Origin of the sequence: Pseudoclavibacter sp. Z016, from assembly GCF_002931215.1 — a bacterium.
GTDB lineage: Bacteria > Actinomycetota > Actinomycetes > Actinomycetales > Microbacteriaceae > Pseudoclavibacter.
Genome location: NZ_PSTU01000011.1, coordinates 331,859 through 356,810, shown reverse-complemented (window position 1 = coordinate 356,810; position 24,952 = coordinate 331,859). Strand labels below are relative to the sequence as shown.

Annotated in this window: 26 protein-coding genes and 1 tRNA gene; 15 read left to right on the top strand and 12 right to left on the bottom strand. The window is 68.2% G+C overall.

The features are described 5' to 3' along the window. Positions 1-2: 2 nt before the first annotated feature. The 3 genes from sufC (at position 3) to C5B99_RS07830 (ending at position 2,888) form a co-directional block, all read left to right on the top strand. Positions 3-767 carry a Fe-S cluster assembly ATPase SufC gene (gene sufC, locus C5B99_RS07840; protein ID WP_068481926.1) on the top strand — a complete coding sequence of 255 codons (765 nt, stop codon included), beginning with the start codon at positions 3-5 and terminating at the stop codon, positions 765-767. A 9-nt stretch (positions 768-776) separates the two neighbouring features. After that, entirely contained in the window at positions 777-1,109 is a 333-nt protein-coding gene (locus C5B99_RS07835) for a metal-sulfur cluster assembly factor (protein ID WP_104241206.1), read from the top strand. A 180-nt stretch (positions 1,110-1,289) separates the two neighbouring features. Further along, positions 1,290-2,888, top strand: a complete 1,599-nt coding sequence (locus C5B99_RS07830; protein WP_104241205.1) for an ABC-F family ATP-binding cassette domain-containing protein — start codon at positions 1,290-1,292, stop codon at positions 2,886-2,888. A gap of 95 nt (positions 2,889-2,983) precedes the next feature. Here C5B99_RS07830 and C5B99_RS07825 read toward each other — a convergent pair whose 3' ends face one another. From C5B99_RS07825 to C5B99_RS07815, 3 genes are read right to left on the bottom strand one after another with little or no spacing between them, the layout of a single operon-like run. After that, positions 2,984-3,838 carry an SURF1 family protein gene (locus C5B99_RS07825; RefSeq protein ID WP_104241204.1) on the bottom strand — a complete coding sequence of 285 codons (855 nt, stop codon included), beginning with the start codon at positions 3,836-3,838 and terminating at the stop codon, positions 2,984-2,986. Beyond that, the gene (locus C5B99_RS07820; protein ID WP_258063119.1) at positions 3,835-4,116 is read right to left on the bottom strand and encodes an acetone carboxylase; all 282 of its coding nucleotides are present in this window, start codon (positions 4,114-4,116) and stop codon (positions 3,835-3,837) included. Before C5B99_RS07820 ends, C5B99_RS07825 begins: the two co-directional genes overlap by 4 nt. Beyond that, on the bottom strand, positions 4,109-4,384 hold the full coding sequence (locus C5B99_RS07815; RefSeq protein WP_146080201.1) for a DUF3099 domain-containing protein: 276 nt from the start codon (positions 4,382-4,384) through the stop codon (positions 4,109-4,111). The genes C5B99_RS07820 and C5B99_RS07815 overlap by 8 nt, the downstream gene beginning before the upstream one ends. Positions 4,385-4,464: 80 nt before the next feature. Here C5B99_RS07815 and fabG point away from each other — a divergent pair, with 80 nt between their 5' ends. After that, positions 4,465-5,175: a 3-oxoacyl-ACP reductase FabG gene (gene fabG / locus C5B99_RS07810; RefSeq protein WP_104241202.1), complete on the top strand. Its 711-nt coding sequence runs from the start codon at positions 4,465-4,467 to the stop codon at positions 5,173-5,175. A 137-nt stretch (positions 5,176-5,312) separates the two neighbouring features. Here the strand turns inward: fabG and serB are convergent, their stop codons facing one another. Both serB and C5B99_RS07800 read right to left on the bottom strand, forming a co-directional pair. After that, complete coding sequence (gene serB, locus C5B99_RS07805; protein WP_104241201.1) at positions 5,313-5,972, bottom strand: phosphoserine phosphatase SerB; 660 nt, start codon at positions 5,970-5,972, stop codon at positions 5,313-5,315. Then, positions 5,969-7,210, bottom strand: a complete 1,242-nt coding sequence (locus C5B99_RS07800) for a glucose-1-phosphate adenylyltransferase (protein WP_104241200.1) — start codon at positions 7,208-7,210, stop codon at positions 5,969-5,971. The genes serB and C5B99_RS07800 overlap by 4 nt, the downstream gene beginning before the upstream one ends. A gap of 47 nt (positions 7,211-7,257) precedes the next feature. Between C5B99_RS07800 and glgA the strand changes: the two genes are divergently transcribed. From glgA to C5B99_RS07785, 3 genes are all read left to right on the top strand, one after another. Then, complete coding sequence (gene glgA / locus C5B99_RS07795; RefSeq protein ID WP_104242034.1) at positions 7,258-8,442, top strand: glycogen synthase; 1,185 nt, start codon at positions 7,258-7,260, stop codon at positions 8,440-8,442. A gap of 50 nt (positions 8,443-8,492) precedes the next feature. Then, positions 8,493-9,278 (top strand): ABC transporter ATP-binding protein, encoded by a 786-nt coding sequence (locus C5B99_RS07790; protein ID WP_104241199.1) that lies wholly within the window; start codon positions 8,493-8,495, stop codon positions 9,276-9,278. Positions 9,279-9,366: 88 nt separating this feature from the next. Then, a complete protein-coding gene (locus C5B99_RS07785; RefSeq protein ID WP_068481959.1) occupies positions 9,367-9,627 on the top strand; it encodes a type B 50S ribosomal protein L31 in 261 nt (86 codons plus the stop codon). An 84-nt stretch (positions 9,628-9,711) separates the two neighbouring features. Here C5B99_RS07785 and C5B99_RS07780 read toward each other — a convergent pair whose 3' ends face one another. Continuing rightward, on the bottom strand, positions 9,712-10,407 hold the full coding sequence (locus tag C5B99_RS07780) for an exonuclease domain-containing protein (RefSeq protein ID WP_104241198.1): 696 nt from the start codon (positions 10,405-10,407) through the stop codon (positions 9,712-9,714). A 105-nt stretch (positions 10,408-10,512) separates the two neighbouring features. On the opposite strand from C5B99_RS07780, the gene C5B99_RS07775 reads away from it, so the two are divergent. After that, the gene (locus C5B99_RS07775) at positions 10,513-11,424 is read left to right on the top strand and encodes an alpha/beta fold hydrolase (RefSeq protein ID WP_104241197.1); all 912 of its coding nucleotides are present in this window, start codon (positions 10,513-10,515) and stop codon (positions 11,422-11,424) included. Further along, positions 11,421-12,500: a glycosyltransferase family 1 protein gene (locus tag C5B99_RS07770; protein WP_104241196.1), complete on the top strand. Its 1,080-nt coding sequence runs from the start codon at positions 11,421-11,423 to the stop codon at positions 12,498-12,500. Before C5B99_RS07775 ends, C5B99_RS07770 begins: the two co-directional genes overlap by 4 nt. Before the next feature lie 34 nt (positions 12,501-12,534). Here the strand turns inward: C5B99_RS07770 and C5B99_RS07765 are convergent, their stop codons facing one another. After that, positions 12,535-13,410, bottom strand: a complete 876-nt coding sequence (locus tag C5B99_RS07765) for a Sir2 family NAD-dependent protein deacetylase (RefSeq protein ID WP_258063118.1) — start codon at positions 13,408-13,410, stop codon at positions 12,535-12,537. Here C5B99_RS07765 and C5B99_RS07760 point away from each other — a divergent pair. Further along, positions 13,409-14,248, top strand: a complete 840-nt coding sequence (locus C5B99_RS07760) for an RNA methyltransferase (protein WP_104241194.1) — start codon at positions 13,409-13,411, stop codon at positions 14,246-14,248. The two genes, C5B99_RS07765 and C5B99_RS07760, sit on opposite strands and share 2 nt — an antisense overlap. A gap of 12 nt (positions 14,249-14,260) precedes the next feature. On the opposite strand, the gene C5B99_RS07755 is transcribed toward C5B99_RS07760, so the two are convergent. Beyond that, positions 14,261-15,070 carry an SGNH/GDSL hydrolase family protein gene (locus C5B99_RS07755; protein WP_104241193.1) on the bottom strand — a complete coding sequence of 270 codons (810 nt, stop codon included), beginning with the start codon at positions 15,068-15,070 and terminating at the stop codon, positions 14,261-14,263. 97 nt (positions 15,071-15,167) lie between these two features. On the opposite strand from C5B99_RS07755, the gene C5B99_RS07750 reads away from it, so the two are divergent. Both C5B99_RS07750 and C5B99_RS07745 read left to right on the top strand, forming a co-directional pair. After that, complete coding sequence (locus C5B99_RS07750) at positions 15,168-16,346, top strand: acyl-CoA dehydrogenase family protein (protein WP_104242032.1); 1,179 nt, start codon at positions 15,168-15,170, stop codon at positions 16,344-16,346. 35 nt (positions 16,347-16,381) lie between these two features. Next, positions 16,382-18,211: a DEAD/DEAH box helicase gene (locus tag C5B99_RS07745; RefSeq protein WP_104241192.1), complete on the top strand. Its 1,830-nt coding sequence runs from the start codon at positions 16,382-16,384 to the stop codon at positions 18,209-18,211. A gap of 34 nt (positions 18,212-18,245) precedes the next feature. Here C5B99_RS07745 and C5B99_RS07740 read toward each other — a convergent pair whose 3' ends face one another. The 3 genes from C5B99_RS07740 to C5B99_RS07730 all read right to left on the bottom strand — a co-directional run bounded on the left by C5B99_RS07740 (position 18,246) and on the right by C5B99_RS07730 (position 19,902). Then, positions 18,246-18,947, bottom strand: coding sequence for a DedA family protein (locus tag C5B99_RS07740; RefSeq protein WP_104241191.1), 702 nt, complete (start codon positions 18,945-18,947; stop codon positions 18,246-18,248). Between the two features lie 107 nt (positions 18,948-19,054). Continuing rightward, entirely contained in the window at positions 19,055-19,603 is a 549-nt protein-coding gene (locus tag C5B99_RS07735) for a flavin reductase family protein (protein WP_181059330.1), read from the bottom strand. Positions 19,604-19,816: 213 nt separating this feature from the next. After that, positions 19,817-19,902 (bottom strand) — tRNA-Leu (locus tag C5B99_RS07730). A gap of 131 nt (positions 19,903-20,033) precedes the next feature. On the opposite strand from C5B99_RS07730, the gene C5B99_RS07725 reads away from it, so the two are divergent. From C5B99_RS07725 to mshC, 3 genes are all read left to right on the top strand, one after another. Next, positions 20,034-21,344 (top strand): M20/M25/M40 family metallo-hydrolase, encoded by a 1,311-nt coding sequence (locus C5B99_RS07725; RefSeq protein WP_104241189.1) that lies wholly within the window; start codon positions 20,034-20,036, stop codon positions 21,342-21,344. A gap of 164 nt (positions 21,345-21,508) precedes the next feature. Then, complete coding sequence (locus tag C5B99_RS07720; protein ID WP_104241188.1) at positions 21,509-22,351, top strand: undecaprenyl-diphosphate phosphatase; 843 nt, start codon at positions 21,509-21,511, stop codon at positions 22,349-22,351. A gap of 64 nt (positions 22,352-22,415) precedes the next feature. Then, positions 22,416-23,732: a cysteine--1-D-myo-inosityl 2-amino-2-deoxy-alpha-D-glucopyranoside ligase gene (gene mshC / locus C5B99_RS07715; protein WP_104241187.1), complete on the top strand. Its 1,317-nt coding sequence runs from the start codon at positions 22,416-22,418 to the stop codon at positions 23,730-23,732. A 40-nt stretch (positions 23,733-23,772) separates the two neighbouring features. On the opposite strand, the gene C5B99_RS07710 is transcribed toward mshC, so the two are convergent. Further along, a complete protein-coding gene (locus C5B99_RS07710) occupies positions 23,773-24,870 on the bottom strand; it encodes a proteasome assembly chaperone family protein (RefSeq protein WP_258063117.1) in 1,098 nt (365 codons plus the stop codon). Between the last annotated feature and the right edge of the window lie 82 nt (positions 24,871-24,952).

Here is a 24,952-nt window from a genome sequence, read left to right as displayed (position 1 = left end):
ACATGTCCACGCTGCAGATATCCGACCTCCACGTCACGGTCGAGACCGACCAGGGCACCAAGGAAATCCTCCGCGGTGTCGACCTGACGATCAACAAGGGCGAGATCCACGCCATCATGGGGCCGAACGGCTCTGGCAAGTCGACCCTCGCCTACACGATCGCGGGCCACCCCAAGTACGAGGTGACCAGCGGCTCGATCACGCTCGACGGCGAGGACGTCCTCGAGATGTCCGTCGACGAGCGTGCCAAGGCTGGCCTCTTCCTCGCGATGCAGTACCCGGTGGAGATCCCCGGCGTGACGGTCGCGAACTTCCTGCGTACCGCCAAGACCGCGGTCGCCGGCGAGGCTCCGCCCCTGCGCCCGTGGCTCAAGGAGGTCAAGGCCTCCATGGCGGCGCTCCGCATGGACCCCGTGTTCTCCGAGCGCAACGTCAACGAGGGCTTCTCCGGTGGAGAGAAGAAGCGCAACGAGATCCTCCAGCTCGAGCTCCTCAAGCCCAAGTTCGCCGTGCTCGACGAGACCGACTCTGGCCTCGACGTGGACGCGCTCCGCATCGTGTCGGAGGGTGTCAACCGCGTCAAGGAGAACACCGGCCTCGGTGTGCTGCTCATCACGCACTACACGCGCATCCTGCGCTACATCAAGCCTGACTTCGTGCACGTCTTCGTCGCGGGCAAGGTCGCAGACCAGGGTGGACCCGAGCTCGCCGATCGCCTGGAGAACGAGGGCTACGACCGCTACCTCGCCCAGCAGGTCGAGGCGTAGGATCTCGCCATGGCACTGACGACACTCGAAGCGACACGCTACGACGAGATCGAGGAAGCGCTCAAGGAGGTCGTTGACCCGGAGCTCGGCGTCAACATCGTCGACCTCGGGCTCATCTACGACCTCAACTGGGACGACGACTCCGACGCGCTCGTGATCTCGATGACGCTCACCTCGGCGGGCTGCCCGCTGACCGACGTCATCGAGTCCGAGACCGCCGAGGCACTCGAGGGTGCTGTCGAGCGCTTCGTCATCAACTGGGTCTGGATGCCGCCGTGGGGTCCTGAGAAGATCACGGACGACGGCCGCGACATGATGCGCGCGCTCGGGTTCAACATCTGAGCTCGGTCCCGCAGTGAAGAGCCCCGCCCCGGCGGGGCTCTTTCGCGCCTCGTCTAGACTGGGCAGGTTGTCGGCTATGGGGCCAGGCTCGGTTCATGCCGCGACCTGGCCCCGCACCGTTTCCCGACAGACCACACGACTCACCCCGAACGCCCGCACTTCACCGAATGGAATCACTTCTTGCTCGCCGTACATGACCTCGAAATCACCATGGGTGCCCGCACCCTCATGTCGGGAGTCGACTTTCGTGTTGCCGCTGGCGACAAGATCGGCCTCGTCGGCCGCAACGGCGCGGGCAAGACGACGCTGACGAAGATCCTTGCCGGCGACACGCTCCCGACGGCCGGTCGGATCGAGCGGCGCGGCGAGATCGGCTACCTGCCGCAGGACCCGCGGAGCGGCGACCCCACGCAGACTGCCCGCACCCGCATCCTGGACGCCCGCGGGCTCGGCGAGCTGCGTCTCGGCATCGACGAGGCGACCATGGCGATGGCCGAGGGCACCCCTGCTGAGCAGGAGTCCGCGATGAAGAAGTACTCGCGCCTCGATGACCGCTTCCTGGCGCTGGGCGGCTACGCAGCAGAAGCCGAGGCGGCGGCCATCGCCAGCAACCTCAAGCTGCCTGACCGGATCCTCGACCAGGAGCTGCAGACGCTCTCCGGAGGACAGCGCCGACGCATCGAGCTCGCCCGCATCCTCTTCTCGGGTGCCGAGACCATGCTGCTCGACGAGCCCACGAACCACCTCGACATCGACTCCGTCATCTGGCTGCGCGAGTTCCTCAAGGGGTACGCGGGCGGACTCATCGTCATCTCCCACGACGTGGAGCTCGTGGGGGACACCGTCAACCGGGTCTTCTACCTCGACGCGAACCGCCAGGTCATCGACGTCTACAACATGGGCTGGAAGCACTACCTGCGCCAGCGCGAGGCAGACCAGGAGCGCCGCAAGAAGGAGCGCGCGAACATCGAGAAGAAGGCCTCCGTCCTGCAGCAGCAGGCGGCGAAGTTCGGCGCCAAGGCGACGAAGGCCACAGCGGCGCATCAGATGGCCAGGCGCGCCGAGAAGATGCTCTCGGGTCTCGAGGAGGTCCGGGTCGCGGATCGCGTCGCGAAGCTGCGCTTCCCGACGCCCGCGGCGTGTGGAAAGACGCCGCTCCGCGCATCCAACCTCTCGAAGTCGTACGGCTCGCTCGAGATCTTCACCGCCGTCGACCTGGCTATCGACCGCGGGTCCCGTGTTGTCATCCTCGGCCTCAACGGTGCAGGCAAGACGACGCTGCTGCGGATGCTCGCCGGCGTCGACGAGCCCGACACCGGGGCGCTCGAGCCCGGGCACGGCCTCAAGATCGGCTACTACGCGCAGGAGCACGAGACCCTCGACGTCGCGCGCAGCGTGCTGCAGAACATGGTGAGCGTGTCCAGCCATCTCACCGAGACCGAGGCACGCAAGGTGCTCGGCTCGTTCCTGTTCTCCGGTGACGACGTGCACAAGCCAGCCGGTGTGCTCTCCGGCGGCGAGAAGACCCGCCTCGCGCTGGCGATGCTGGTCGTGTCGAGCGCCAACGTGCTGCTGCTCGACGAGCCCACGAACAACCTCGACCCACTCAGCCGCGAGCAGATCCTCGACGCGCTCGCGCACTACGAAGGCTCTGTCGTGCTGGTCAGTCACGACGAGGGGGCCGTCGAGGCGCTCAACCCCGAGCGCGTGCTCATCATGCCGGACGGCGTGGAGGACCACTGGACGCCCGATTACTTCGACCTCATCACGATGAACTAGGCAGGCGTCCCAGCAGCAGGGTCGCTCGCTGCAAGGAAGAGCGCATGCTCCCAGCCGGGGGCATGCGCTCTTCGTGTTTGCGGATGCTTCGGCGATCAGCCGCCGGCGCGATCGAGGATCTCGTCCTCGATCTCGGCGTCGGTCTTGCGGCGTCGTCCAGCGCGCTCTCGCTCGCGCGAGATGGCCTCGCGCACCTTCGGGTCGTCCGGGTTGCGGTCCCGGTACTCGGCCCGCAGGCCGAAGATGAGGCCGAGGAGCGCGATGATGGCGAAGATGATCCACTGGAACGCGTACGAGAGGTGGTTGCCCTCGCTCAGCGCGGGCTTCGTCGTGAGCGCGCCCGTCTCAGCGTTGGGCCGCTCCGCCGAGAGGAGTCCGTACGCGCCCGTGTAGACGCGGTCGGTGCCGAGCTCGTCGGAGAACTGCGGCAGGTGGATGGTCGCGATCTGTCCCGCGGGCGCCGTTCGTCCGGGGACCTCGGGTTCGCCGGGCTTGAGGCGAGCGACGATCGTCGCCTCGCCTTCGGGGGCAGCCGGGATGTGGTCGGGGGAGTCCTGCGCGTCACCCGTCGGAATCCAGCCGCGGTTGACGATGAACACCCGCCCGTCGTCGGTCTCGAATGGCGTGAGGATCTCGAATCCCGGCAACCCGTTGTGGGGCCGCGACCTGGCGAGCAGCTGCTCGTCGGTGAGGTACCGCCCCTGCAGGAGCACGGGAGTCCACTCCTGGTCGATCGAGAAGTCGTCGAGCGCCGGGAGCTCGCTCTCGAGGGGAACCGGCTCCCGGTCGAAGTTGCCGGTGATCCGCGCGTTCTCAGAGACCCGCTCGTCGCGCCGCTCGAACTGCCAGTGGCTCAGGAAGCCGCACGCGATCGCGAAGACGATCAGCAGGCCGAGGTAGCCGAGCCAGCGCTTCGAGAAGGCGAAGCGCCAGCGACGCTCGCCGCTCACGCGCGCCCGTCCACATCGTCGTCGAGCTGCCCGGCCGAGATGGCCGTGGCCGTCACCGGGAAGTCACGCTGGCGGAGGAAGTCTGCGAGGTAGCCGGCGTGCTCGTCGCAGGCGAGCCAGATCTTGCGACGCGCCTCGTCGTGGATGCGCGGATTCCGCCACACGATCCGGATCGTCGCGTCGGAGCTGCACCCGGCCCGCGAGCATCGTGGCTCGGCTTCCGCGGCATCGAGCCCGCCGTTCTGGAGCGCGCCGAGCAGGTCGAATCCCTCACGCATCCGGCTTGCCTCGTCGCTGCAGGAAGCTCGGCCGTTCCACCTTCCGCGTGCGCCGCTGCGTGGCAGCGTTCGCGATGACGACAGCGAAGTAGGGGAGGAAGATCGCTCCGGCCGCGAAGACGAACATCCACGGTCCGCGCACCCAGATGAGCGCGACGAAGCAGGCCACCCTGATGAGCATCATGATGGTGTACTTCCTCATGCGGGCAGCGCGCTCGTCGTACTCGCTGTCCCCCATGGAGGTGACGTTCGTGGTGTGTGATCGCACGGTGGCAGGTGCTCCTCTCGGCGATCTGCTCAGCTTACTCCTCGCCCCTAGACTGGAGCGAACCGTCTCAAGGGAGCAGCATGACCCAAAGAACCGTCCTCGTCACGGGAGGAAACCGCGGCATCGGCTACGCCATCGCCGCACACTTCGTCAGCCTGGGCCACCGCGTCGCGGTGACCTCGCGCTCGGGGGAGGGCGGCCCTGAGGGCGCTCTCACCGTTCGGGCGGACGTCACCGACGCTGCGAGCGTCGACGCGGCCTTCACAGCCGTGGAGGAGCAGCTCGGGGCCGTCGAGGTGCTCATCGCGAACGCCGGCATCACGAAGGACAATCTCCTGCTCCGCATGTCGGAGGACGACTTCCAGCAGGTCATCGACACGAACCTGACCGGCGTCTTCCGCGTCCTCAAGCGCTCCTCGAAGGGGATGCTCAAGGCTCGCTTCGGCCGGGTCGTCTTCATCTCGAGCGTCGTCGGGCTCTTCGGCTCGCCCGGCCAGATCAACTACTCGTCCGCGAAGGCCGGCCTTGTCGGCATGGCCCGCTCCCTCACCCGCGAGCTCGGCTCGCGGGGCATCACCGCGAACGTCATCGCCCCGGGGTTCATCGAGACCGAGATGACGGCGGTGCTTCCCGAGGAGACCAAGAAGGAATACCTGTCTCAGATCCCGGCGGCCCGCTACGGAAGCGTCGACGAGATCGCCAAGACCGCCGCCTGGCTCGCCAGCGATGACGCCGGGTACATCTCAGGCGCCGTCATCCCGGTCGATGGCGGCCTCGGCATGGGGCACTAGCGGCACGCCGTCGGCCCGACGCAGAGAGACCCACGAGCAGAGCGGGCCGAGCGGATTCACATCCGCTCGGCCCGTTCTCTGCTCGGAGGCCTCTGCACTCGGGAGTCTCTGCACCCGGTTGGCGCCCTGTTCGGTCGTCAGCCCTCGAGGCCAAGGGCTGCGAGCACCTGCCGCATGTCGCGATCGGGGAGACTGACGTGCGCCTGTTCCCGGACAACCGGCTTCGCGTCGAACGCGATCGAGAGACCAGCAGCCGACATCATGCCGAGATCGTTGGCGCCGTCGCCGATCGCGACCGTGCGGGACGGGTCGATGCCGAGCTCGTGAGCCCACTCGAGCAGCGTCTCGCGCTTCGCCTCGCTCCCGATGATGGGCCCGGACACCTTGCCCGTGAGCTTGCCGTCGACGACCTCGAAGCGGTTCGCGCGCCAGCGGTCGAGGCCGAGCCGCTCTGCGAGCTCGTCGAGGATCTCGTGGAAGCCTCCCGACACGGCCGCGATGGAACCGCCGGCCGCGTGCACACCGTCGATGAGCTCTGGGACGCCGTTCGTGACGACGACCCGATCCACCACCGACGCGACATCCGTCGAGGAGACGCCCTCGAGGAGCGCAACGCGGTGGCGCAGGCTCTCCTCGAAGTTCAGCTCGCCCGCCATGGCTCGCCCGGTGACCTCGGCAACCTCATCGGTCACCCCGGCGTAGTCGGCGATCAGCTCGATGACCTCGTCTTCGATGAGGGTCGAGTCGACGTCGAGGACGACCAGGAAGGGGGACCGGGGGGACGTGCCCGAGGTCACGGCTCGACGATCCCGAACTTCTCCACGACCGTGAGGCCAGAGTCGGTGACCGTGAAGCCGCGTCGGAGGTCGTGCTCACGGTCGACGCCGACTGAGGCGCCTTCCTTGACGATGACGTTCTTGTCCAGGATCGCGCGACGCACGACAGCACCAGCCTGCACGTTGACTCGGTCGAAGAGGATGGAGTCGACGACTGCGGCTCCGGACTCGACGTTGTCCCACGGACCGAGCACGCTCCGCTCGATGTGCGCACCGGAGATCACCGAGCCGAGCGAGATGATCGAGTCGATCATCGTGCCCGTGGACCCACGGCTGTCCCGCACGAACTTGGCCGGGGGAGAGTTCAGCTGCTGCGCGAAGATCGGCCACTTCTCGTTGTAGAGGTTGAAGATCGGCAGCGTGGAGATGAGGTCCATGTGAGCGTCGTAGAACGAGTCGATCGTTCCCACGTCGCGCCAGTAGTCGCGATCGCGTTCCGTCGACCCTGGGACGATGTTGTCCTTGAGGTCGTAGACCCCGCAGTCGCCCTGATCGACGAAGCTCGGGATGATGTCTCCACCCATGTCGTGCTTGGAGTCCTCGAGCGTCGAGTCGCGGATGACGGCTTCGACCAGCTTGTCGGCCGTGAAGACGTAGTTTCCCATCGAGGCGAGGATCTCGCCCGGGCTGTCCGGCAGCCCCTGAGCGTCTTCCGGCTTCTCGAGGAACTCGCGGATCAGCGTTCGGTCGTCCGGGTCGACGTCGATGACGCCGAACTGGTCCGAGAGCGAGATCGGCTGGCGGATCGCGGCGACCGTCGCGCTGCGCCCGGAGGCGATGTGCGCCTCGATCATCTGGGAGAAGTCCATGCGGTAGACGTGGTCCGCGCCGACGACGACCACGATGTCCGGGGACTCGTCGTTGATGAGGTTCAGGCTCTGCCGGATGGCATCTGCCGAGCCGGAGAACCACCGCTTGCCGAGTCGCTGCTGCGCTGGCACAGAGGCGACGTAGGAGTTGAGCATCGCGGGGAGACGCCACGTGTGCGACACGTGACGGTCGAGAGAGTGGGACTTGTACTGCGTCAGGACGACGATCTTGTGGAGCCCGGAATTCACCAGGTTCGAAAGCGCGAAGTCGATGAGTCGATACTGGCCTGCGAAGGGCACAGCGGGCTTTGCCCGGTCTGCGGTGAGCGGCATGAGCCGCTTCCCCTCACCACCAGCGAGAACGATGCCGAACACCTTTGCCTGTGACATGACTCGAGCTTAGGGGTTCCCAGCCCCGCTGTACTACCGTGGAGCCCGTGAGAGTTGATCTGGTAACACGCGAGTATCCACCGGCCGTCTACGGCGGGGCCGGAGTCCACGTCACCGAGCTCGTCAAGGCGATGAGACGCGACATCGACGTCAACGTCCGCTGCTTCGGAGAGGCGCGCGACGAGCAGCAGACCTATGCGTACAACACGCCCCCTGCCCTCCGATCCGCGAACCCGGCTCTCGGCTTCCTCGGCACCGACCTCGAGATCGCGAACGACATCGCGGGTGCCGACCTCGTGCACTCGCACACCTGGTACGCGAACGCCGCGGGCCACGTCGCGAAGCTGCTGCACGGCATCCCGCACGTCATCACTGCGCACAGCCTCGAGCCGCTCCGCCCCTGGAAGGCAGAGCAGCTCGGAGGCGGCTACCGCCTCTCCAGCTGGATCGAGCAGGTCTCCTACGAGCACGCCGACCGCATCATCGCCGTGAGCCACGGGATGCGCGCCGACATCCTCCGCGCCTACCCGAACCTCGACCCGGAGAAGGTCGAGGTCGTCTACAACGGCATCGACCTCGAGACCTGGCAGCGCGTCGAGGACCCTGAGGCCGCACGGGCCCTCGGCATCGACCCCGACCGCCCCGCTGTCGTCTTCGTCGGCCGCATCACTCGGCAGAAGGGTCTCCCGTACTTCCTGCGCGCCGTGCGCGAGCTGCCACCTGAGGTGCAGGTCATCCTGTGCGCCGGCGCCCCGGACACCCCCGAGATCGAGGCAGAGGTCGCAGGTCTCGTCGAGCAGCTGCAGACCGAGCGCGATGGCGTCCTCTGGCTCGCGCGCCACCTCAGCAAGCGCGAGATCATGACCGCGCTCTCGGCATCGACGGTCTTCGCCTGCCCCTCGATCTACGAGCCGCTCGGCATCGTGAACCTCGAGGCCATGGCCTGCGGCACAGCCGTGGTCGGCACGGCGACCGGCGGCATCCCCGAGGTCGTCGACGACGGGGTCACCGGACGCCTCGTGCCGATCGAGCAGGCAACCGACGGCACGGGAACCCCGCTCGACCCAGACAAGTTCGTCGCCGACCTCGCGCGAGTGCTCACCGAGGTCGTCAGCGACCCCGAGACGGCCGCTCGCTACGGCAAGGCGGGGCGCGAGCGCGCCGAGCGCGAGTTCACCTGGCGCCGCATCAGCGACGAGACGATCTCCATCTACGAGCAGCTCGTTGGCTGACGCGGTGCGCCGCCGAAGCCAGCGCACGAGCCGCGTCTAGGCTGGGGCATATGGCAACGGTTCTCGAATTCAACGACGCTACGGTCGTTCGCAACGGTCGTCCGATCCTCGACCATGTCACCTGGTCCGTCGACGAGACGCAGCGCTGGGCGGTGCTCGGCCCGAACGGCGCCGGGAAATCGACGCTCCTCTCGCTCGCCTCGGCGACGCAGCACCCCACGTCAGGAGAGGTCGACGTGCTCGGGGAGCGCCTCGGCCGGACCAACGTCTTCGACCTTCGTCCTCGCATCGGCGTCGCGTCGAGCGCGATGGCGAGGCGCATCCCCGAAGACGAGCGAGTCATCGACGTCGCACTGACCGCCTCCTACGCGGTCACGGGCCGATGGAACGAGGCCTACGAGGAGATCGACGAGCGCCGGGCGCAGCGTGTCCTCGAGGAATGGAACCTCGGCGAGTTCGCTGAGCGCGACTTCGGCACGCTCAGCGACGGCGAGCAGAAGCGAACGCTCATCGCACGGGCGATCATGACCGACCCCGAGCTGCTCCTCCTGGACGAGCCCAGCGCGTCCCTCGATCTCGGAGCTCGCGAGAACCTCCTCGCTGCGCTCTCCAGCTTCGCGCAGAGCGAGTTCGCGCCCGCGATCGTCATGGTCACGCACCACGTCGAGGAGATCCCAGTGGGGATCACCCACGTGCTCCTGCTCCGCGAAGGCAAGGTCGTCGCGGCTGGCCCGATCTCCGAGGTGCTCACGAGCTCGAACCTCGAGACGACCTTCGGACTTCCCCTCCACGTCACCAACGCCCAGGGCCGGTACGCCGCCCGCGCGTCGAACTGACACCCACGGGCTCCTATCTGCTAAAGTTGTCCTTTGGCTCAGGACCCGTGGTCCGATTCTGCTCACCAAACTCGTTGAAGGAACCCTTATGAAGGCTGACGTCCACCCCACCTACAACACGGTGGTGTTCAACGACCTCGCATCGGGGGAGAAGTTCCTCACCCGTTCCACGGTCTCGAGCGCCAAGACGATCGAATGGGAAGACGGCAACACGTACCCAGTCATCGACGTCGAGATCTCCAGCGCCTCGCACCCGTTCTACACGGGCAAGCAGCGCATCATGGACTCCGCAGGTCGTGTTGAGAAGTTCAAGAACCGCTACGCCAAGTTCGGCGGCGGCAGCAAGTAGTCCATTGCTCCACGAAAGGGCGGCACCGTTTCGGTGCCGCCCTTTCGCGCGTCTGCTGGGTGCCTCACCGAAGCCCGTCGCCGGTCAGGGAGCGCTGCGCACCGGCCACGCGCCGTCGGCGGTGAAGTCCGGGTCTCGATTGGCGCGCATGTACGCCTCGAAGTCCCTGGCCTGGTCCGCCGCCCACGTGACCTGCTTCGTGTGCAGCTCCTGGAGCGGCAGCCCGAGTTCCGCGGGATACTTGGCCGCCAGTGCGAGCGCAAGCTGGCCCGCGGCGACGGCGTCGTCACCCGCGGAGTGCGCGTCGATCAGTTCCACGCCATAGAAGAGGGCGGTGTCGGTGAGCGTGCGCTTGCCCTTGCGGTACTTGTCGAGCGCCCGGTCGATGACGAGCGGGTCGACGACCTGCTCGGCGAAGACGATCTGCTCCAGGCCGTGACGCGCGCACTCCCGAGCGAACAGGGTGAGATCGTACGGCGCGTTGTAGATGACCAGCGGAACACGGTGCCGGGCGATCCAGTCGAGCGCAGCCCGAAGCTCCCCGACGACCTCGCCTGCCGGCCGCCCCTCGGACTGGGCGATCTCCGTGGTGATGCCGTGCACAGCCGCCGCGCGCTCGGGGATGGGGACGCCCGGGTCCGCCAGCCAATCCGTGCCGCGCTCGATCGTGCCATCGCCATCGATGAGCCCGACGAACGCCGTCACGATCCGGTCGTTCTCGACATCGATGCCGGTCGTCTCGAGATCGAACACCGCGATCCGCTTCGTCCACTCGGTCATTGCTTCCTCATCCCGCCTCGGCGTCCTCTTGCAGGCACTTCCACCGCGCATCGCACGGGAGCGCCTGAGCACGGCTTCCCGCCCTGCTCGGTACACTCTTGCACGATGCCTTCCTCCGCTCTCGCAGCCACTCCCGAGTCCCCGTCGCTGGCCCGCACAGCGCATGTCCTCGGCTCCGAATGCGCCTGGTGGGAGATCGGCCCATCGGCCGGCGACGCCCGCGCGACGGTTGTGCTGGTCCACGGCTTCCGCGGCACCCACCACGGGCTCCTCCCCGTCGTGGAACGGCTCCCTGACGTTCGCTTCCTCGCACCCGACCTGCCGGGTTTCGGGGAGTCGCAGCCACTCGCAAGCGGACACACGCTCGACGACTACTCGGCCTGGCTCGAGGCGTTCCTCCAGGAGGTCGACCCGAACGGGACCGCCATCGTCCTCGGCCACTCGTTCGGCTCGCTCGTGATCGCCCGGCGCCCCGTCGCGATCGGCGATCGGCGCCTCGTGCTCGTCAACCCCATCGCCGCGCCGGCCCTGGAAGGCCAGCAGGCGCTCCTCACGAAGCTCGCGATCTTCTACTACTGGCTCGGCTCGAAGCTGCCAGAGTCGGCGGGCAGGGTGCTCCTCTCGCATCCGCTCATCACACGCGTCATGAGCGAGGTCATGGCCAAGACCACCTCGAAGCCGCTCCGAGCATGGATCCACGCCGAGCATGAACGGCATTTCTCGGACTTCTCCGACCGCGACACGCTCCTCGCCGCGTTCCGTGCATCCGTCTCCGACTCGGTGCTCGCCCATGCACACGAACTGCCAGCGTCCACCGCGCTCATCGCTGGCGCGCTCGACGACATCGCGCCGCTCGAAGCACAGCTCGAACTCGCGAGGCTCGCCGAGCTGCCGCTGCACGTGATCGCCGGCACGGGACACCTCGTGCACTACGAGACGCCGATCGCAGCCGCCCGTCTGCTCTCCGAGTTCATCGACGAGAACTCCACACCCGACGACTCGGAGCACAGCCGGTGAAACTGCTCTTCGACTGCAGGTACGTTCGGATCGACCGCCACGACGGCATCTCGCGGTACTCGGCTGAGCTCGTGCGTGCGCTCTCCGAACTGCACCCGGTCACCATGCTCATCTCCGACGAACGCCAGCTGCCCATGCTGCCGGACCTTCCGCACGCGCTCATCAGCGCGCCGACGTCGCCAGCGGAGCCGTTCGTCGCTCGCCAGATCAACGCGCTGCGCCCCGACGTGGTCGTGAGCCCCATGCAGACGATGGGCTCGCTCGGGCGGCACTACGGGCTCATCCTCACCATCCACGACCTCATCTACTACGAGCACCCGAAGCCCCCGCAGTTCCTCCCCTGGTACGTGCGCGCGCTGTGGCGGGTCTACCACCTGTCCTTCTGGCCCCAGCGGCTCCTCCTCGCCGGTGCGGACCAGGTCGCGGTGGTCTCGGCGACGACCCGCGGGCTGCTCGAGTTCAAGAAGCTCACCCGCCGCCCCATCCCGCTCGTGCCCAACGCGCCAGATCCGGCGTTCGCTGCGCCGGCGAGGACCGAGCCGCCGAGCGAGCCCAATCTCGTCTACATGGGCTCCTTCATGCCATACAAGAACGTCGAGACGCTGGCGCGCGCCATGCGCGACCTGCCTGGCTGGCGACTCCACCTCTGCTCGAAGGCGGATGCGCGCACCCTGGCGGCGCTCGAGGATCTCGCCCCCACGGGTTCGATCGTCGCCCACCAAGGCGTGAGCGACGACGCGTACCGTGCGCTGCTCGCCAACGCCACCGCCCTCGTGACCGCGTCGAAGAGCGAGGGCTTCGGGCTGCCGCTCGTGGAAGCCATGTCCGCAGGCACACCCGTTCTCGTGAGCGACACCCCGATCTTCCGCGAGGTCGGGGGAGCTGCAGCCGGGTACTTCCCGGCCGATGACGCGGCGCTGCTCGCGACGAAGGCGAGGCAGCTCGACGGCAGCGCGCAGGCGTGGGCCGCCGCCTCAGCTGCTGGCGTGGCGAGGGCCGCCGAGTACGCGTGGGAGCGATCCGCCGCCTCGCTGCTCAGCGCCTGCCAAGAGGTGGCAGAGCAGCGACAGCGCTGACGGCTTCCGGCCGGCCTCGGGGTTCTGGGTCGGCCTAGGAATCCGACGTGAGCCGGGCCGCGAGGTCGGCGAGCGACTCGGAGGTGCCTCCGTCGACGTAGACGAAGGCCAGGTGCTCGATCGCGGCCCCGCCGCGGTTGAACAGCACGACCGGCTTGCCAGCTGCCACGGCGCGATGCACGAGCCTGCGTCCAGTGTTGACGACCAAGGACGTACCGGCGACCAGGAGCGCGTCGGACTCGTCGACGAGGTTGCGGGCACGCTCGGCGACCTCGGGACGAACGACGTCACCGAACATCACGACGTCCGGTTGCAGGATGCCCCCGCAGACCGGGCAGCTCGGGAGCTCCTCGATCTCCTCGCCGCTCGCCTCGGCGTCACCGTCTGGGCGGCTGCTCGCGTCGGCCGCCAGCTCGGCGATGCCGGGGGAGGACTCGATGATGTCGGCGAGCAGCGAGGCCCGTGAGACCTCGTGCCCACACTGCGTGCAGCTCGCGGTGCGCATGCTGCCGTGGAGCTCGACGACGTTGCGGCTGCCTGCGCGGAGGTGGAGGCCATCCACGTTCTGCGTGGCGACCCCCGTCGTGGCGCCGTGTCGCTCGAGCTCGGCGAGTGCCAGGTGGCCCGCGTTGGGCTCCGCTCCGGAGAACCGTGCCGCACCGAGCGCGGCGCCGGCCCAGTAGCGCCTGCGCGTCGCCTCGTCGGACATGAACTGCTGGATCGTCATGGGCGAGATCCTCGGCGCCTTGCCGTCCCCGCGGTAGTCGGGGATGCCCGAGTCCGTCGAGAGCCCGGCTCCGGTGAGCACCGCGAACGCCCGATCCGCCAGCACATCCGCGGCACGTGCAAGACCCTCAGCTCGCGACCGCTCCGCCATGGCACCGCCCGCTTCTGACAGGATTGCCTCCATGCGCCTGACCCCTCTCCAATCGACCGATTGGCCACGTGCGGCCCCATCCGTCCGTTCACTCGAACAGTCTGGACTCGACGACTATTCCCGCCTGACCGACGTGGCCCTCCGCCGTCGCCTCGAGCCGGAAGGTGGCCTCTACCTCGCCGAGTCGCCGAAGGTCATCGAGCGGGCGCTGCGAGCCGGCCACACGCCCCGTTCCCTCCTCCTCATGGAGCAGTGGCTCCCGACCGTCGAGCCACTGCTCGAGGCGTTCCCCGACGTGCCCGTGTACGTCGGTTCCAGCGAGCAGCTCGAGCAGCTGACCGGCTTCCGCATGCACCGGGGAGCCCTGGCCTCGATGCACAGGCCCCCGCTGCTCGACCCCGCAGACCTGCTCGCGACGGCGAAGACCGTCGTGGTGCTCGAGGATCTCGTGGATCACACGAACGTCGGCGCGGTGTTCCGGGCCGCTGCCGGTCTCGGGGCCGACGCGGTGCTCGTCACCCAGGAATGCGCCGATCCCCTCTACCGGCGCAGTGTGCGCGTCAGCATGGGCACCGTCTTCCAGGTGCCGTGGACCCGGCTGCCAGTGTGGCGGGAGGCAGCCACGCTGTTCGCCGACGCTGGCTTCGACGTCGCAGCGCTCGCCCTGGACGACGACGCCGTCTCGCTTCGGGACTACGCCGCGGACCGTCCCGAGCGCGTCGCGATCCTGCTCGGCACGGAGGGGGACGGCCTGAGTCGCGGCGCCCTCAGCGCTGCGACGACGACCGTCACGATACCGATGCTCCACGGCGTCGACTCGCTCAACGTCGCTGCGGCGAGCGCCGTCGCGCTCTACGCGCTCACCGGGTAGGGCTCTGCGCGCTCATCCGAGAGGGGAGTCGATGTCGGTGCCGAAAGAGAAGGGCTCGGCGAACGGACGCTTCGCGATCACGTTGTCGCCCGATGACTCGTTCCTGAGGCGACGCAGCACCCACGGAACGAGGTGCTGCCTCGCCCACACCATGTCCTGGGCGCGGGCCTCGCGCCACCGCGAGGGACGGGCCGGTGCAGGCTGCATCGCCACGAGCTCGTTCTCGACGTTCAACGCGGCGAGCACCATGCGAGCTACCTCGTGGTGCCCGTAGGCGTTGAGGTGCAGGCGGTCGCTGACCCACATGCTGGGGCGCTGGATGGAGCGAAGAGCCCACTGGTCGGCGACGATGCAATCGTGGTACTCGGCGATCCCGCGGATGTGCTCGTTGTAGATGGCGATCTTGCCGCGCATCGATGAGAATACCGGCGCGAACTTCGTGTCCACCCCGGTGAACACCACGACGGTGGCGCCGCTGGCACGCAGCGAGCCGACGAGTCGCGAGAACCGCGCGGCGATCGCGTCCGGGTCCGCGCCCGGGCGGATGATGTCGTTGCCACCAGCGGAGACCGTCACGAGGTCGGGCTTCAGCTCGAGCGCCGGCCCGAGCTGCTCCTCGGCGATCTGATCCAGCAGTCGGCCGCGGATGGCCAGGTTCGCGTAGGCGAAGTCGGAGCGGTGTGCGGCGAGTTCCTCTGCCACACGATCGGCCCAGCCGCGGAGACCGCCTGGAGCGGTCGGCTCCGGGTCGCCGACGCCCTCGGTGAAGGAATCGCCGATCGCCACGTAGCGGCTCCAGGGTATGAGTTCGGGTTCTGACATCTCGCCGTTTCTCTCCTCGATCGGAACTGAAGACTAGACCGTCACAGACGCTGACGTGGTCATCGAGGTCGAAGCCGTGACGAGTACCGTGGTGGACATGCCAGCTTCAGACCCGAGATCCATTTTGGCCGATGACCTGCTCGAGGTGCTCAATCAGCGCGCGAGCCGCCACGACGCGGAGAACTCCTTCCCCGCGGACGACCTCGAGGCGCTCCGCGAGATCGGCTACCTGCGGCTGCTGGTTCCTCGCGACTTCGGCGGCACGGGGGCATCCCTCGAGCAGGCCGTGCGATGCCAGGCACGTCTCGCGGCCGCGGCTCCAGCGACGGCCCTCGCCGTGAACATGCACCACGTGGTCGCCGGCATCGCCCGCGCGAGGCACGAGGCGGGCGAAGGGGCCCTCGACTGGATGCTGCGCGAGATCGTCGCGGGGGAGACCTACGCGCTCGCCATCTCCGAGATCGGCAACGACGCCGTCCTCTACGACTCGAATGTCCGTGCCGAGCCGGAGGCCGACGGCGGCTACCGGCTGCACGGCATGAAGATCTTCACCTCGCTCTCTCCCGTCTGGACGAGCCTCGTGACCTTCGGCCGCGACGACACCGGAGCGGAGCCGGCTCTCGTCCACGGAGTGCTGCGACGCGGCGACGACGGCGTGCGCATCCACGATGACTGGGACACGCTCGGCATGCGGGGGACGCAGAGCTGCTCCACCTCCCTGGACGGTGCCCGTATCCCCGCCGAGCGCGTCATCGCTCGGCTCCCGGTCGGACCGAGCAGCGAACCGCACATCTTCGCCGTTCACTCGAACTTCCTCCTCCTCGTCGCCTCGTGCTACGTCGGGATCGGCGACCGCGCGCTCGAGCTGGCGATCGAGGCCGCCGAGCACCGGACGAGCTCGACGCAGGGCGGGATCCGTCTCGCCGACGACGTGCAGGTTCGAGAGGAAATCGCCAGGATGAGCATTCGACAGCTCGCAGCGCGTACCCTCGTTGAGTCCATCGCTCGCGATGTCGACGAGGGGGCGCCTCACGGCGACGCCTGGTTCGCGCGCCTGACGATGGCGAAGTACGAGGCGGTGGCCGCCGCGGCGACCACGACGCAGGACGCGCTCGGGATTGTCGGCGGCAGCGGCTACCGTTCCGGACATGAGCTCGCGCGACTGCTGCGGGACGTGCTCGCAGGCGGTTTGCACCCGTCGAACGAGCGAGCCGTGCGCCGGCTGCACGCCAGCCACCGACTCGGACCAATCCAAGACCCACCCGCACGGCGCTGACCGGGCGACTGCCCTGAGAGGAACTCGACGCAGCCATGACCGAACGCGAAGCCGTCCAGGAAGCTCATCCCTCCAGCCACGACGGCTCACGCTACGGTCACCAGGTCGGCACCTTCGCTGCCGAGCACCTCTCCCCGTCGTTCCCGCAGCGAGCGCCGTGGGGCACCGCCGGGAGGCTGCGTGCCTGGCAGGCTGAGGCGCTCGACGTCTACTTCGAGTCCGAGCCTCGAGACTTCCTCGCCTCTGCGACGCCAGGCGCTGGCAAGACGACCTTCGCCCTGCGACTCGCCACCGAGCTCCTCCAGCGCCGCTCCGTCGATCGCATCACGATCGTCGCGCCGACCGACCACCTCAAGACGCAGTGGGCGGAGGCTGCCGCTCGAGTCGGCCTTCGCATCGACCCGCGCTACGGCAACAACCAGGGCATCCACTCACGTCAGTTCCACGGCGTGGCCGTGACCTACGCGCAGGTCGCGATGAAGCCGAGCGTGCACAGCCACCTGACGGCCTCCGGACGCACGCTCGTCATCCTCGACGAGGTGCACCATGGCGGAGACGCGCTGAGCTGGGGAGACGCGATCCGCGAGGCCTTCGGACACGCCGACCGCCGACTCTCGCTCACGGGAACGCCCTTCCGCTCCGACTCCGCGCCGATCCCGTTCGTCACCTACGCCCCGAATGAGGACGGCATCCGCACATCCCTCACCGACTACTCCTACGGGTACGGCCGTGCGCTCGAGGACGGCGTCGTGCGCCCAGTGCTCTTCATGTCCTACGCCGGCAACGTGCGGTGGCGCGACACGCAGGGGGAGGAGATGTCAGCGGGCCTCGCGGAGGACAACACGAAGGACATCGTCTCCCAGGCGTGGCGCACCGCCCTCGACCACGAAGGGCAGTGGATCCCCCAGGTCCTGCAGGCGGCCGACCAGCGCCTCAGCGAGGTCCGCCAGGAAGTCCCGGATGCCGGCGGCCTCGTCATCGCCACCGACCACGCGGCGGCAAAGGGCTACGCGGCGATCCTGAAGACCATCACGGGAACCAAGCCCGCGCTCATCCTCTCCGACGACAAGGGCGCGTCCGACCGCATCACCGAGTTCTCCGCGAGCGACGAGCGGTGGATGGTCGCCGTCCGCATGGTGTCGGAGGGCGTCGACGTGCCTCGGCTCGCTGTGGGCGTCTACGCAACCAACGCGTCGACGCCGATGTTCTTCGCACAGGCCATCGGCCGCTTCGTGCGCGCCCGCAAGAAGGGCGAGACCGCGACGGTCTTCGTGCCGAGCGTGCCGCAGCTCACGAAGCTCGCGCACGCGCTGGAGATGGAGCGCAACCACGCGCTCGATCGGCTCGCTGACGCCGACGACTCCCGCGCTCCGGAAGAAGACATGATGGCCGCCGCCGAGCGGCCGGACAAGACCTCGGACGAGCTCGGGAAGTTCACGTTCGAGGCGATCTCGAGCGAGGCGCTGTTCGACAAGGTCCTCTACGACGGCGGCGATTTCGGCTACGCGGCCGAAGTCGGCAGCGAGGAGGAGCTGGAGTTCCTCGGGCTGCCCGGGATCCTCGACGCCGACCAGGTGCGGTCGGTGCTGTCCCAGCGCCAGGCGAAGCAGGGGCGCATCCAGGAGTCGCGCGTGAAGGCAGGCCCACCGGCTCCCGCGCCACCCCAGGCGCTCCACCGAACCCTGAAGGAGCAGCGAACGCTGCTCAACAGCCTCGTCTCGGTCTACGCGAAGCAGTCGGGGGAGCCCCACGGCATCGTGCACGCGGAGCTGCGACGCAGCTGCGGGGGGCCAGCGGTGGGACAGGCGACCGTGTCGCAGATCCAGGCGCGTATCGACGTGCTCCGGCGGCGCATGCGCTCGTGAGCCGTCAGCGGTCAGCCGACCTGAGCGCGCGCCTTCAGGCCGAGTGGCCGCCGCGGTGCACCCGCCCGCGGATCTTCACGACCAGGAACCAGATGATCGCGCCTCCCACGAGGGCGTACACGAGGTACTTGAGCGCGTCTGCGTAGATGAGGATCTGCTCCCAGGAGTCGCCGAGCAGGTAGCCGGCCATCACGAACACGGTGTTCCAGATCGCGGAGCCGGCGAGCGTCAGCAGGCCGAACTGGAGTGCGGGCATCCGCTCGATGCCGGCCGGTATCGAGATCAGACTCCGGAAGATCGGCAGGAACCGGCCGAAGAAGACGGCCTTCTTGCCGTGCTTCTTGAACCAGTTGGTCGTCTTGACGACGTCGGCCGCGTCGACGAGCGGGATCTTCCGAGCGAGCCACACCATGCGGTTGTGTCCGAGCCAGCGACCGAGCCAGTACAGGGCATAGGCACCGACCACCGAGCCGATCGTGGTCCAGATGATCGCCTCGAGCACGGAGAACTTGCCCTGGTGCGCTGCCAAGCCTGCCAGCGGCAGGATGATCTCGGACGGGATAGGCGGGAAGAGGTTCTCCAGCGCGACTGCGATGCCGGCGCCGGGAGCTCCGATGGTTCCCATGATCTCGATCGCCCAATCGGAGATGACCCCGAAGATGCCGCCGGTCGCCTCATCGACGGCGCTCCCCCCTGAGCTTGCGGCGTAGAGGAGTGTCGTGGCGAGGCCGGGCATGGTTCGAGGAGGTCCTTCTCGGTCTGGGGGCGTGGAGGCAGTTCATGCGCCAATCGCTCGTCACAGTGCTGCGCCCCCAAACTACCCGACCGCCCCACGAGTCCCTCTCAGCTGTGCGGGGCGCCGAGCTTTCGCCACACGCGGTTGCGGTAGACGACCCCGTCGTCCTCCAGCGGGGCGCCAGCACTCCCGTCCCTGGCCTCGACGATGTCCAGGACGACAAGAACCGCGCCGTCCACGTCGAGCGTGCTGCGGACGCTGCCACGCGCCCAGCGCGTGACGGCCCTGTAGTGCGGTTCTCCGCTCGGCAGATAGCCCCAGCTGTCTCGGTCTGCGAAGCGGTCGATACCGCTCGTGGCGGCCACCTGGGCCACCGCGAGCGACGCCTCGTCGATGAAGTGCACGAGCACGCTGGACGATCCCAGGATTCCGGGCGTCGCCGACGAGGCCTTCGACAGCGAGAAGGCGACAAGCGCGGGGGAGGCGTTGACCGACGTGAGCGACGTGATCGTCATCGCGACCGGACCGGCTTCGCTCTCGGCCGTGAGCACCGCGACACCCGAGGGGTGCTGGCGGAACAGCGAGCGGAAGCTCTCGGAGAGCTCGGTCTGATCGATCTGCGTGTGGTTCGCGAGCGACGTGGTTTCAGCGGGCACTGGTGCACTCCTGGGATGACGGTGGATGGGCCTCACCGAGCGTCACCCGCAGAGCGTGTCCTGGCAAGCCAACGTTGCCGAGTGTTTCCCTCCGCGCCGTCTCACTACGCAGTGCGTCAGGAAGCGCAGCGCAGATGACCTGAGGGAAGCAACAGGAAGCTGCGGCAGGGAACACGAAAGGCCCGGGAGAAAACTCCCGGGCCTTTCAACCTGTGCGCGAGGGGGGACTTGAACCCCCACGCCCTAATACGGGCACTAGCACCTCAAGCTAGCGCGTCTGCCATTTCCGCCACCCGCGCAGGTTGTGCTGTTGAGCACGAGGAGAAACATTACCAGGATTCCGGCGAAACGCTAATCGAGGCCGAAAAGCGTGCATCCCGGGCGCGTCGCAGGGACTATCTGGGGGACTCCGCGGCGGTAGCGTTGGGGCATGGCTGACTCCCTCGAACTCGATCCGACCGTCACGACGACCCAGGACCTCATCCGCCTCGACACCACGAATTACGGCGAAGGCCGCTCCAAGGGCGAGACCGAGGCTGCGCAGTACCTGGAGGCGCGGCTCCAGGCTCTCGGTCTGGACGTCACGACGATCGAGGCGGCCCCAGGACGCCCGAGCATCTTCACGCGCATCCCGGGGCGCAACCCGGAGAAGCCGGCGCTCGTCGTGCACGGCCACACCGATGTCGTCCCGGCGGAAGCTGGCAACTGGAGCGTCGACCCATTCGCCGGCGTCATCAAGGACGGCCTCCTGTGGGGGCGCGGTGCCGTCGACATGAAGAACATGGACGCCATGATCCTGACCGCCGTCGAGGAGATCCTCGGCGCGGGCGAGCTGCCGGAGCGCGAGCTGATCCTCGCGTTCTTCGCCGACGAGGAGAACGGCGGCCAGTTCGGATCCGAGCCCATCGCCCGCGACCATCCGGAGCTCTTCGCTGGCGCGACGCAGGCGATCTCCGAGGTCGGCGGCTACTCGATCACGGTCGGCGGCAAACGCGCCTACCTGCTGCAGACGGGGGAGAAGGCGCTCCTGTGGCTGCGGCTCCACGCCAAGGGGAGGGCGGCTCACGGCTCACGGGTCATCCCTGCTGAGGAGAACGCCGTGACGCGCCTGGCCCAGGCCATCGCGAAGCTCGGCTCCCACGAGTGGCCGGTGCTCCTCAACGACACGACCTCCTCGATGATCACGGAGCTCGCTCGCCTCCTCGAGGTCGACCCGCAGGAGACCACGCCGGGTGCCATCGTCCTCGCGACCGGCAGCGCGTCTGGGTTCCTCACGGCCAGCCTCCGCTCGACGACGAACCCAACGATGCTGAACGCCGGCTACAAGCACAACGTCATCCCCGAATCGGCGAGCGTCGCCATCGACGCGCGGCCGTTCCCCGGAGCCGAGGACGAGCTCCTCGCGGAGATCCAGGCCATCGTCGGCGACGACATCGAGATCGAGACCGTGTTCCGAGGCATCGGCACGCAGGCTCCCGTCTCGGGCCCGATCGTCGACGCGGCGACGGCGGCCCTGCAGCAGCACGACCCCGAAGCCGTCGTCGTGCCGTACTTCCTCTCCGGCGGAACCGACAACAAGGCGCTCGCGACGCTCGGCATCGAGGGCTACGGCTTCGCCCCGCTCCGCCTCCCCGAGGGCATCGACTTCCCCGCGATGTTCCACGGCGTCGACGAGCGCGTGCCGCTCGAGTCGCTGGTCTTCGGACGCAAGGTGCTCGGGGACTTCCTGCGCAGCTACTGAGCGCTCGGTGGGCGTGCTCGATCCGGGCACGCCCGCTCTCCGCATCCATTCGGCTCCGGGGTGCCATCCGCGCCTGACTCCCGGATTCGTGTTAGCGTGCGCCGGGCCCGACGTGACCTCGACCGCGGCCGCAGCAGGAAATCTCTCTCGAAAAGGCAGTGGCAATGAACTGGTTTGACGCCGTCATCCTCGGACTCGTGCAGGCGCTCACTGAGTTCCTCCCGATCTCCTCGAGCGCGCACATCCGCATCGTCGGCGAGTGGATCGGCGTGCAGGACCCTGGGGCGACGTTCACCGCCATCATCCAGCTGGGCACCGAGGCCGCCGTCCTGGTCTACTTCTGGGGCGACATCAAGCGCATCATCTCGCGCTGGTTCGGCTCGCTTCGCGGCAGCGTTCCGCGGAGCGACCCAGATGCGCGCATGGGCTGGCTCATCATCTTCGGCTCGATCCCGATCGTCGTCCTCGGCTTCCTGCTGCAGAGCCTGATCCGGGACCAGTTCAGGTCGCTGTGGATCGTGGCGTTCACGCTCATCATCTTCGGTGTCATCCTCGGCCTCGCCGACATCTTCGGCAAGCGTGCGAAGGCACTGCAGGACCTCAACACGAGGGACGGCATCGTCTACGGGTTCGCTCAGGCGCTCGCCCTCATCCCCGGCGTCTCGCGCTCTGGCGGCACGATCACGGCCGGACGCATCATGGGCTACGACCGCCCGTCGGCTGCCCGCTACAGCTTCCTCCTGGCCGTGCCAGCCGTCTTCGGCTCCGGCTTCTACGAGCTCGTCTCCGCGTTCGGGGAGACGGAGGGTGCCCAGGCGCCCGTCGTCGGAACGATCATCGCGACGATCATCTCGTTCGTGGTCGGCCTCGTCGTCATCAAATACCTCATGGCGTACCTCAACAAGGGCAGCTTCCTGCCCTTCGTGGTGTACCGCATCGCGCTCGGAACGCTCATCATCATCCTGCTCTCGTTCGGACTCATGGACCCGACGAGCGGCGCCGCCTGACGCTGACACGCGGTGGGGAGTCCCACTCGACGGTGAAGGCTGGGGCGCGACATAGGATGTCCCGGTGCGAACCGTTCCCTCGTGGCCCATCCCTGCAGTCCCCTCGGTAGCCGGCAACGGCGGTGGTCCGATCAGGGTCTTCGACTCGGCGAGCGGACGTGTGCAGGACACCGTCACCCCCGATGGGATCGCGACCCTCTACGTCTGCGGGATCACCCCATACGACGCGACGCACCTCGGCCACGCGGCCACGTATCTCGCGTTCGACACCCTCGGACGCGCCTGGCGCGATGCGGGTCTCGAGGTCAGGTACGCGCAGAACATCACGGACGTCGACGACCCGCTCCTCGAGCGCGCCGCCAAGACGGGGCGCGACTGGCAGGAGATCGCGACCTCGCAGACCGACCTCTTCCGCTCGGACATGGCCGCGCTTCGTGTGCTGCCGCCCGACGCGTACGTGCGGGTGCAGGACAGCATCGCCGAGACGGGCGAGGCCATCGCGAAACTGATCGACGCGGGACTCGCCTACCGGGTTGCCGTCGCGAGCGACGCGGCTCCCGCTGCCGTCACCGAGCTCGGCGACGTGTACTACGACGTCGCGGCCGCCGAGACAGCCAGCAGCTGGACGATGGGCGACGTCTCCGGGTACACCCCAGCCGAGATGGAAGCCGCCTTCCTCGAGTTCGGGGGAGACCCGGACCGTGAGGGCAAGCACGGCCCCTTCGATCCGCTGCTCTGGCGCAGCGCGCGCGACGGCGAGCCCGCCTTCGAGAGCACCGTGGGACTCGGTCGTCCCGGTTGGCACATCGAGTGCTCCGTCATCGCGACGCGCACGCTCGGCGCCCCGATCTCGGTGCAGGGCGGCGGCCGCGACCTTCGCTTCCCCCACCACGAGCTCTCGGCCGCGCACGCGATCTCGCTGACCTCGGCGGACTCGGACGGCTCAGCTGCCGACTTCGCGCGGGCGTACGCGCATGCTGGCCTCATCGCCTACGACGGGACCAAGATGTCGAAGTCCCTCGGCAACCTCGTGCTCGTCTCGCGGCTCACCGCCGATGGGGTCGATCCCATGGCGATCAGGCTCGCGATGCTCTCCCACCACTACCGGAGCGACTGGGAGTGGACCGACGCGGAGCTCGAGCGCTCGAGCGAGCGCCTGTCTGCCTGGCGTGAGCGAGCACGGCGGTCGATCGCCGGAGGAGTCCCGTCCGAGCAGAGCAGCTTCGTCACGCGGATGCGGGCGGCGATCGCCGAGGATCTGAACACCCCAGCGGTCGTCGAGATCGTCGACGAGTGGGTGCAGGCGCCTCCGGCCGCCGGAGACGGCGACGTCGTCAGGCTCGTCGACGCCCTCCTGGGTGTGCGCCTCACCAGCGAGTAGCTCCGAGCGGGTCCCGGCCCGGGACCCGCTCCTGGCTGGGTCAGTCCTCGGAGTCCTCTGGTGCCTCGGTCTCCTCCGCGGCAGGAGACTCCGACTCGGCAGCGTCCGCATCCTGATCGTCACCCTCGGGCGTCACTCGGCGGTCGCCTCCCATGGGCCGCTGCGCGGTCCCCGAGAGATCGGTCGGGAACGCTCCTGGCCCCGGCTGGGGCTTCTTCCCGGCCGCCTGCTCGAGGAAGCGCTCGAACTCCTGCGCGATCGCCTCACCGGACGCCTCAGGCGCCTCGACCATGTCGCGCGTGCGCTCGAGGTAGCCGACGTACTGCGCGATCTCCTCGTCCTGCGCAGTCGCCTCCGTCACCTCCGCCTCCCATTCCGCGGACTCGGTGACGAGTTCGCCGTGGGGAATCGAGACATCGACGATCTCGGTGAGACGGTCGACGAGGGCGAGCGTGGCCTTCGGCGAGGGCGAGTGGTGCGCGTAGTGGGGAACGGAAGCCCAGAGCGAGAGCACCAGCATGCCGCGCGAACGCGCTTCCTCGCCGATCGCCGACAGCACTCCCGTCGGACCCTCGTACTCGCTGCGGTCGATGTCGAGCTCCTCGCGGACCGCCGCGTCGTCGCTCGACATGAAGATCGTGATGGGTCTGGTGTGCGGCACGTCAGCGAGGAGCGCCCCGACGAGCACGACGCGCGTGATGCCCTCCCGCTCGCACAGGTCGACGACGTGCTTCGTGAAGCTCCGCCACCGCAGCGTCGGCTCGGGCCCGATGAGCACGAAGACGTTCTCACCGTTGTCGGAGCTCACTGAGAGCCCCGCATCTGCTGCGAGCTCGGTGGTCTCGGCCGGGGCGTCCGTCGCCGAGGCCTCACGCAGCGGGATGCCGCTGAAGGCGACGCTCGGCCATTGGATCTTCCGGATCCCCTCCACACCAGCCTTCATGACCGGGCGGTGGATCGAGTAGTCGAAGAAGGACTCGTCGTCGATGTCCTCGATGAGGCGGTCCGCGCCGATAGCCTCCTGCAGCGATCGGACGGCGCTCGATGCCGCGTCGCCCGCGTCGTTCCAGCCGAGCAGGGCGACCACCAGCAGTCTGCCTCGCGCAAATGGTGTGGTGGCCTCGCTGTGATCCGTCACCGTGCTCCTCGCCATGGATGGACTGTCGTCCAAGGATACGCGGCGGGGCGTCGGCAGCCGCCCTGCCGCCCCGTAGACTGTC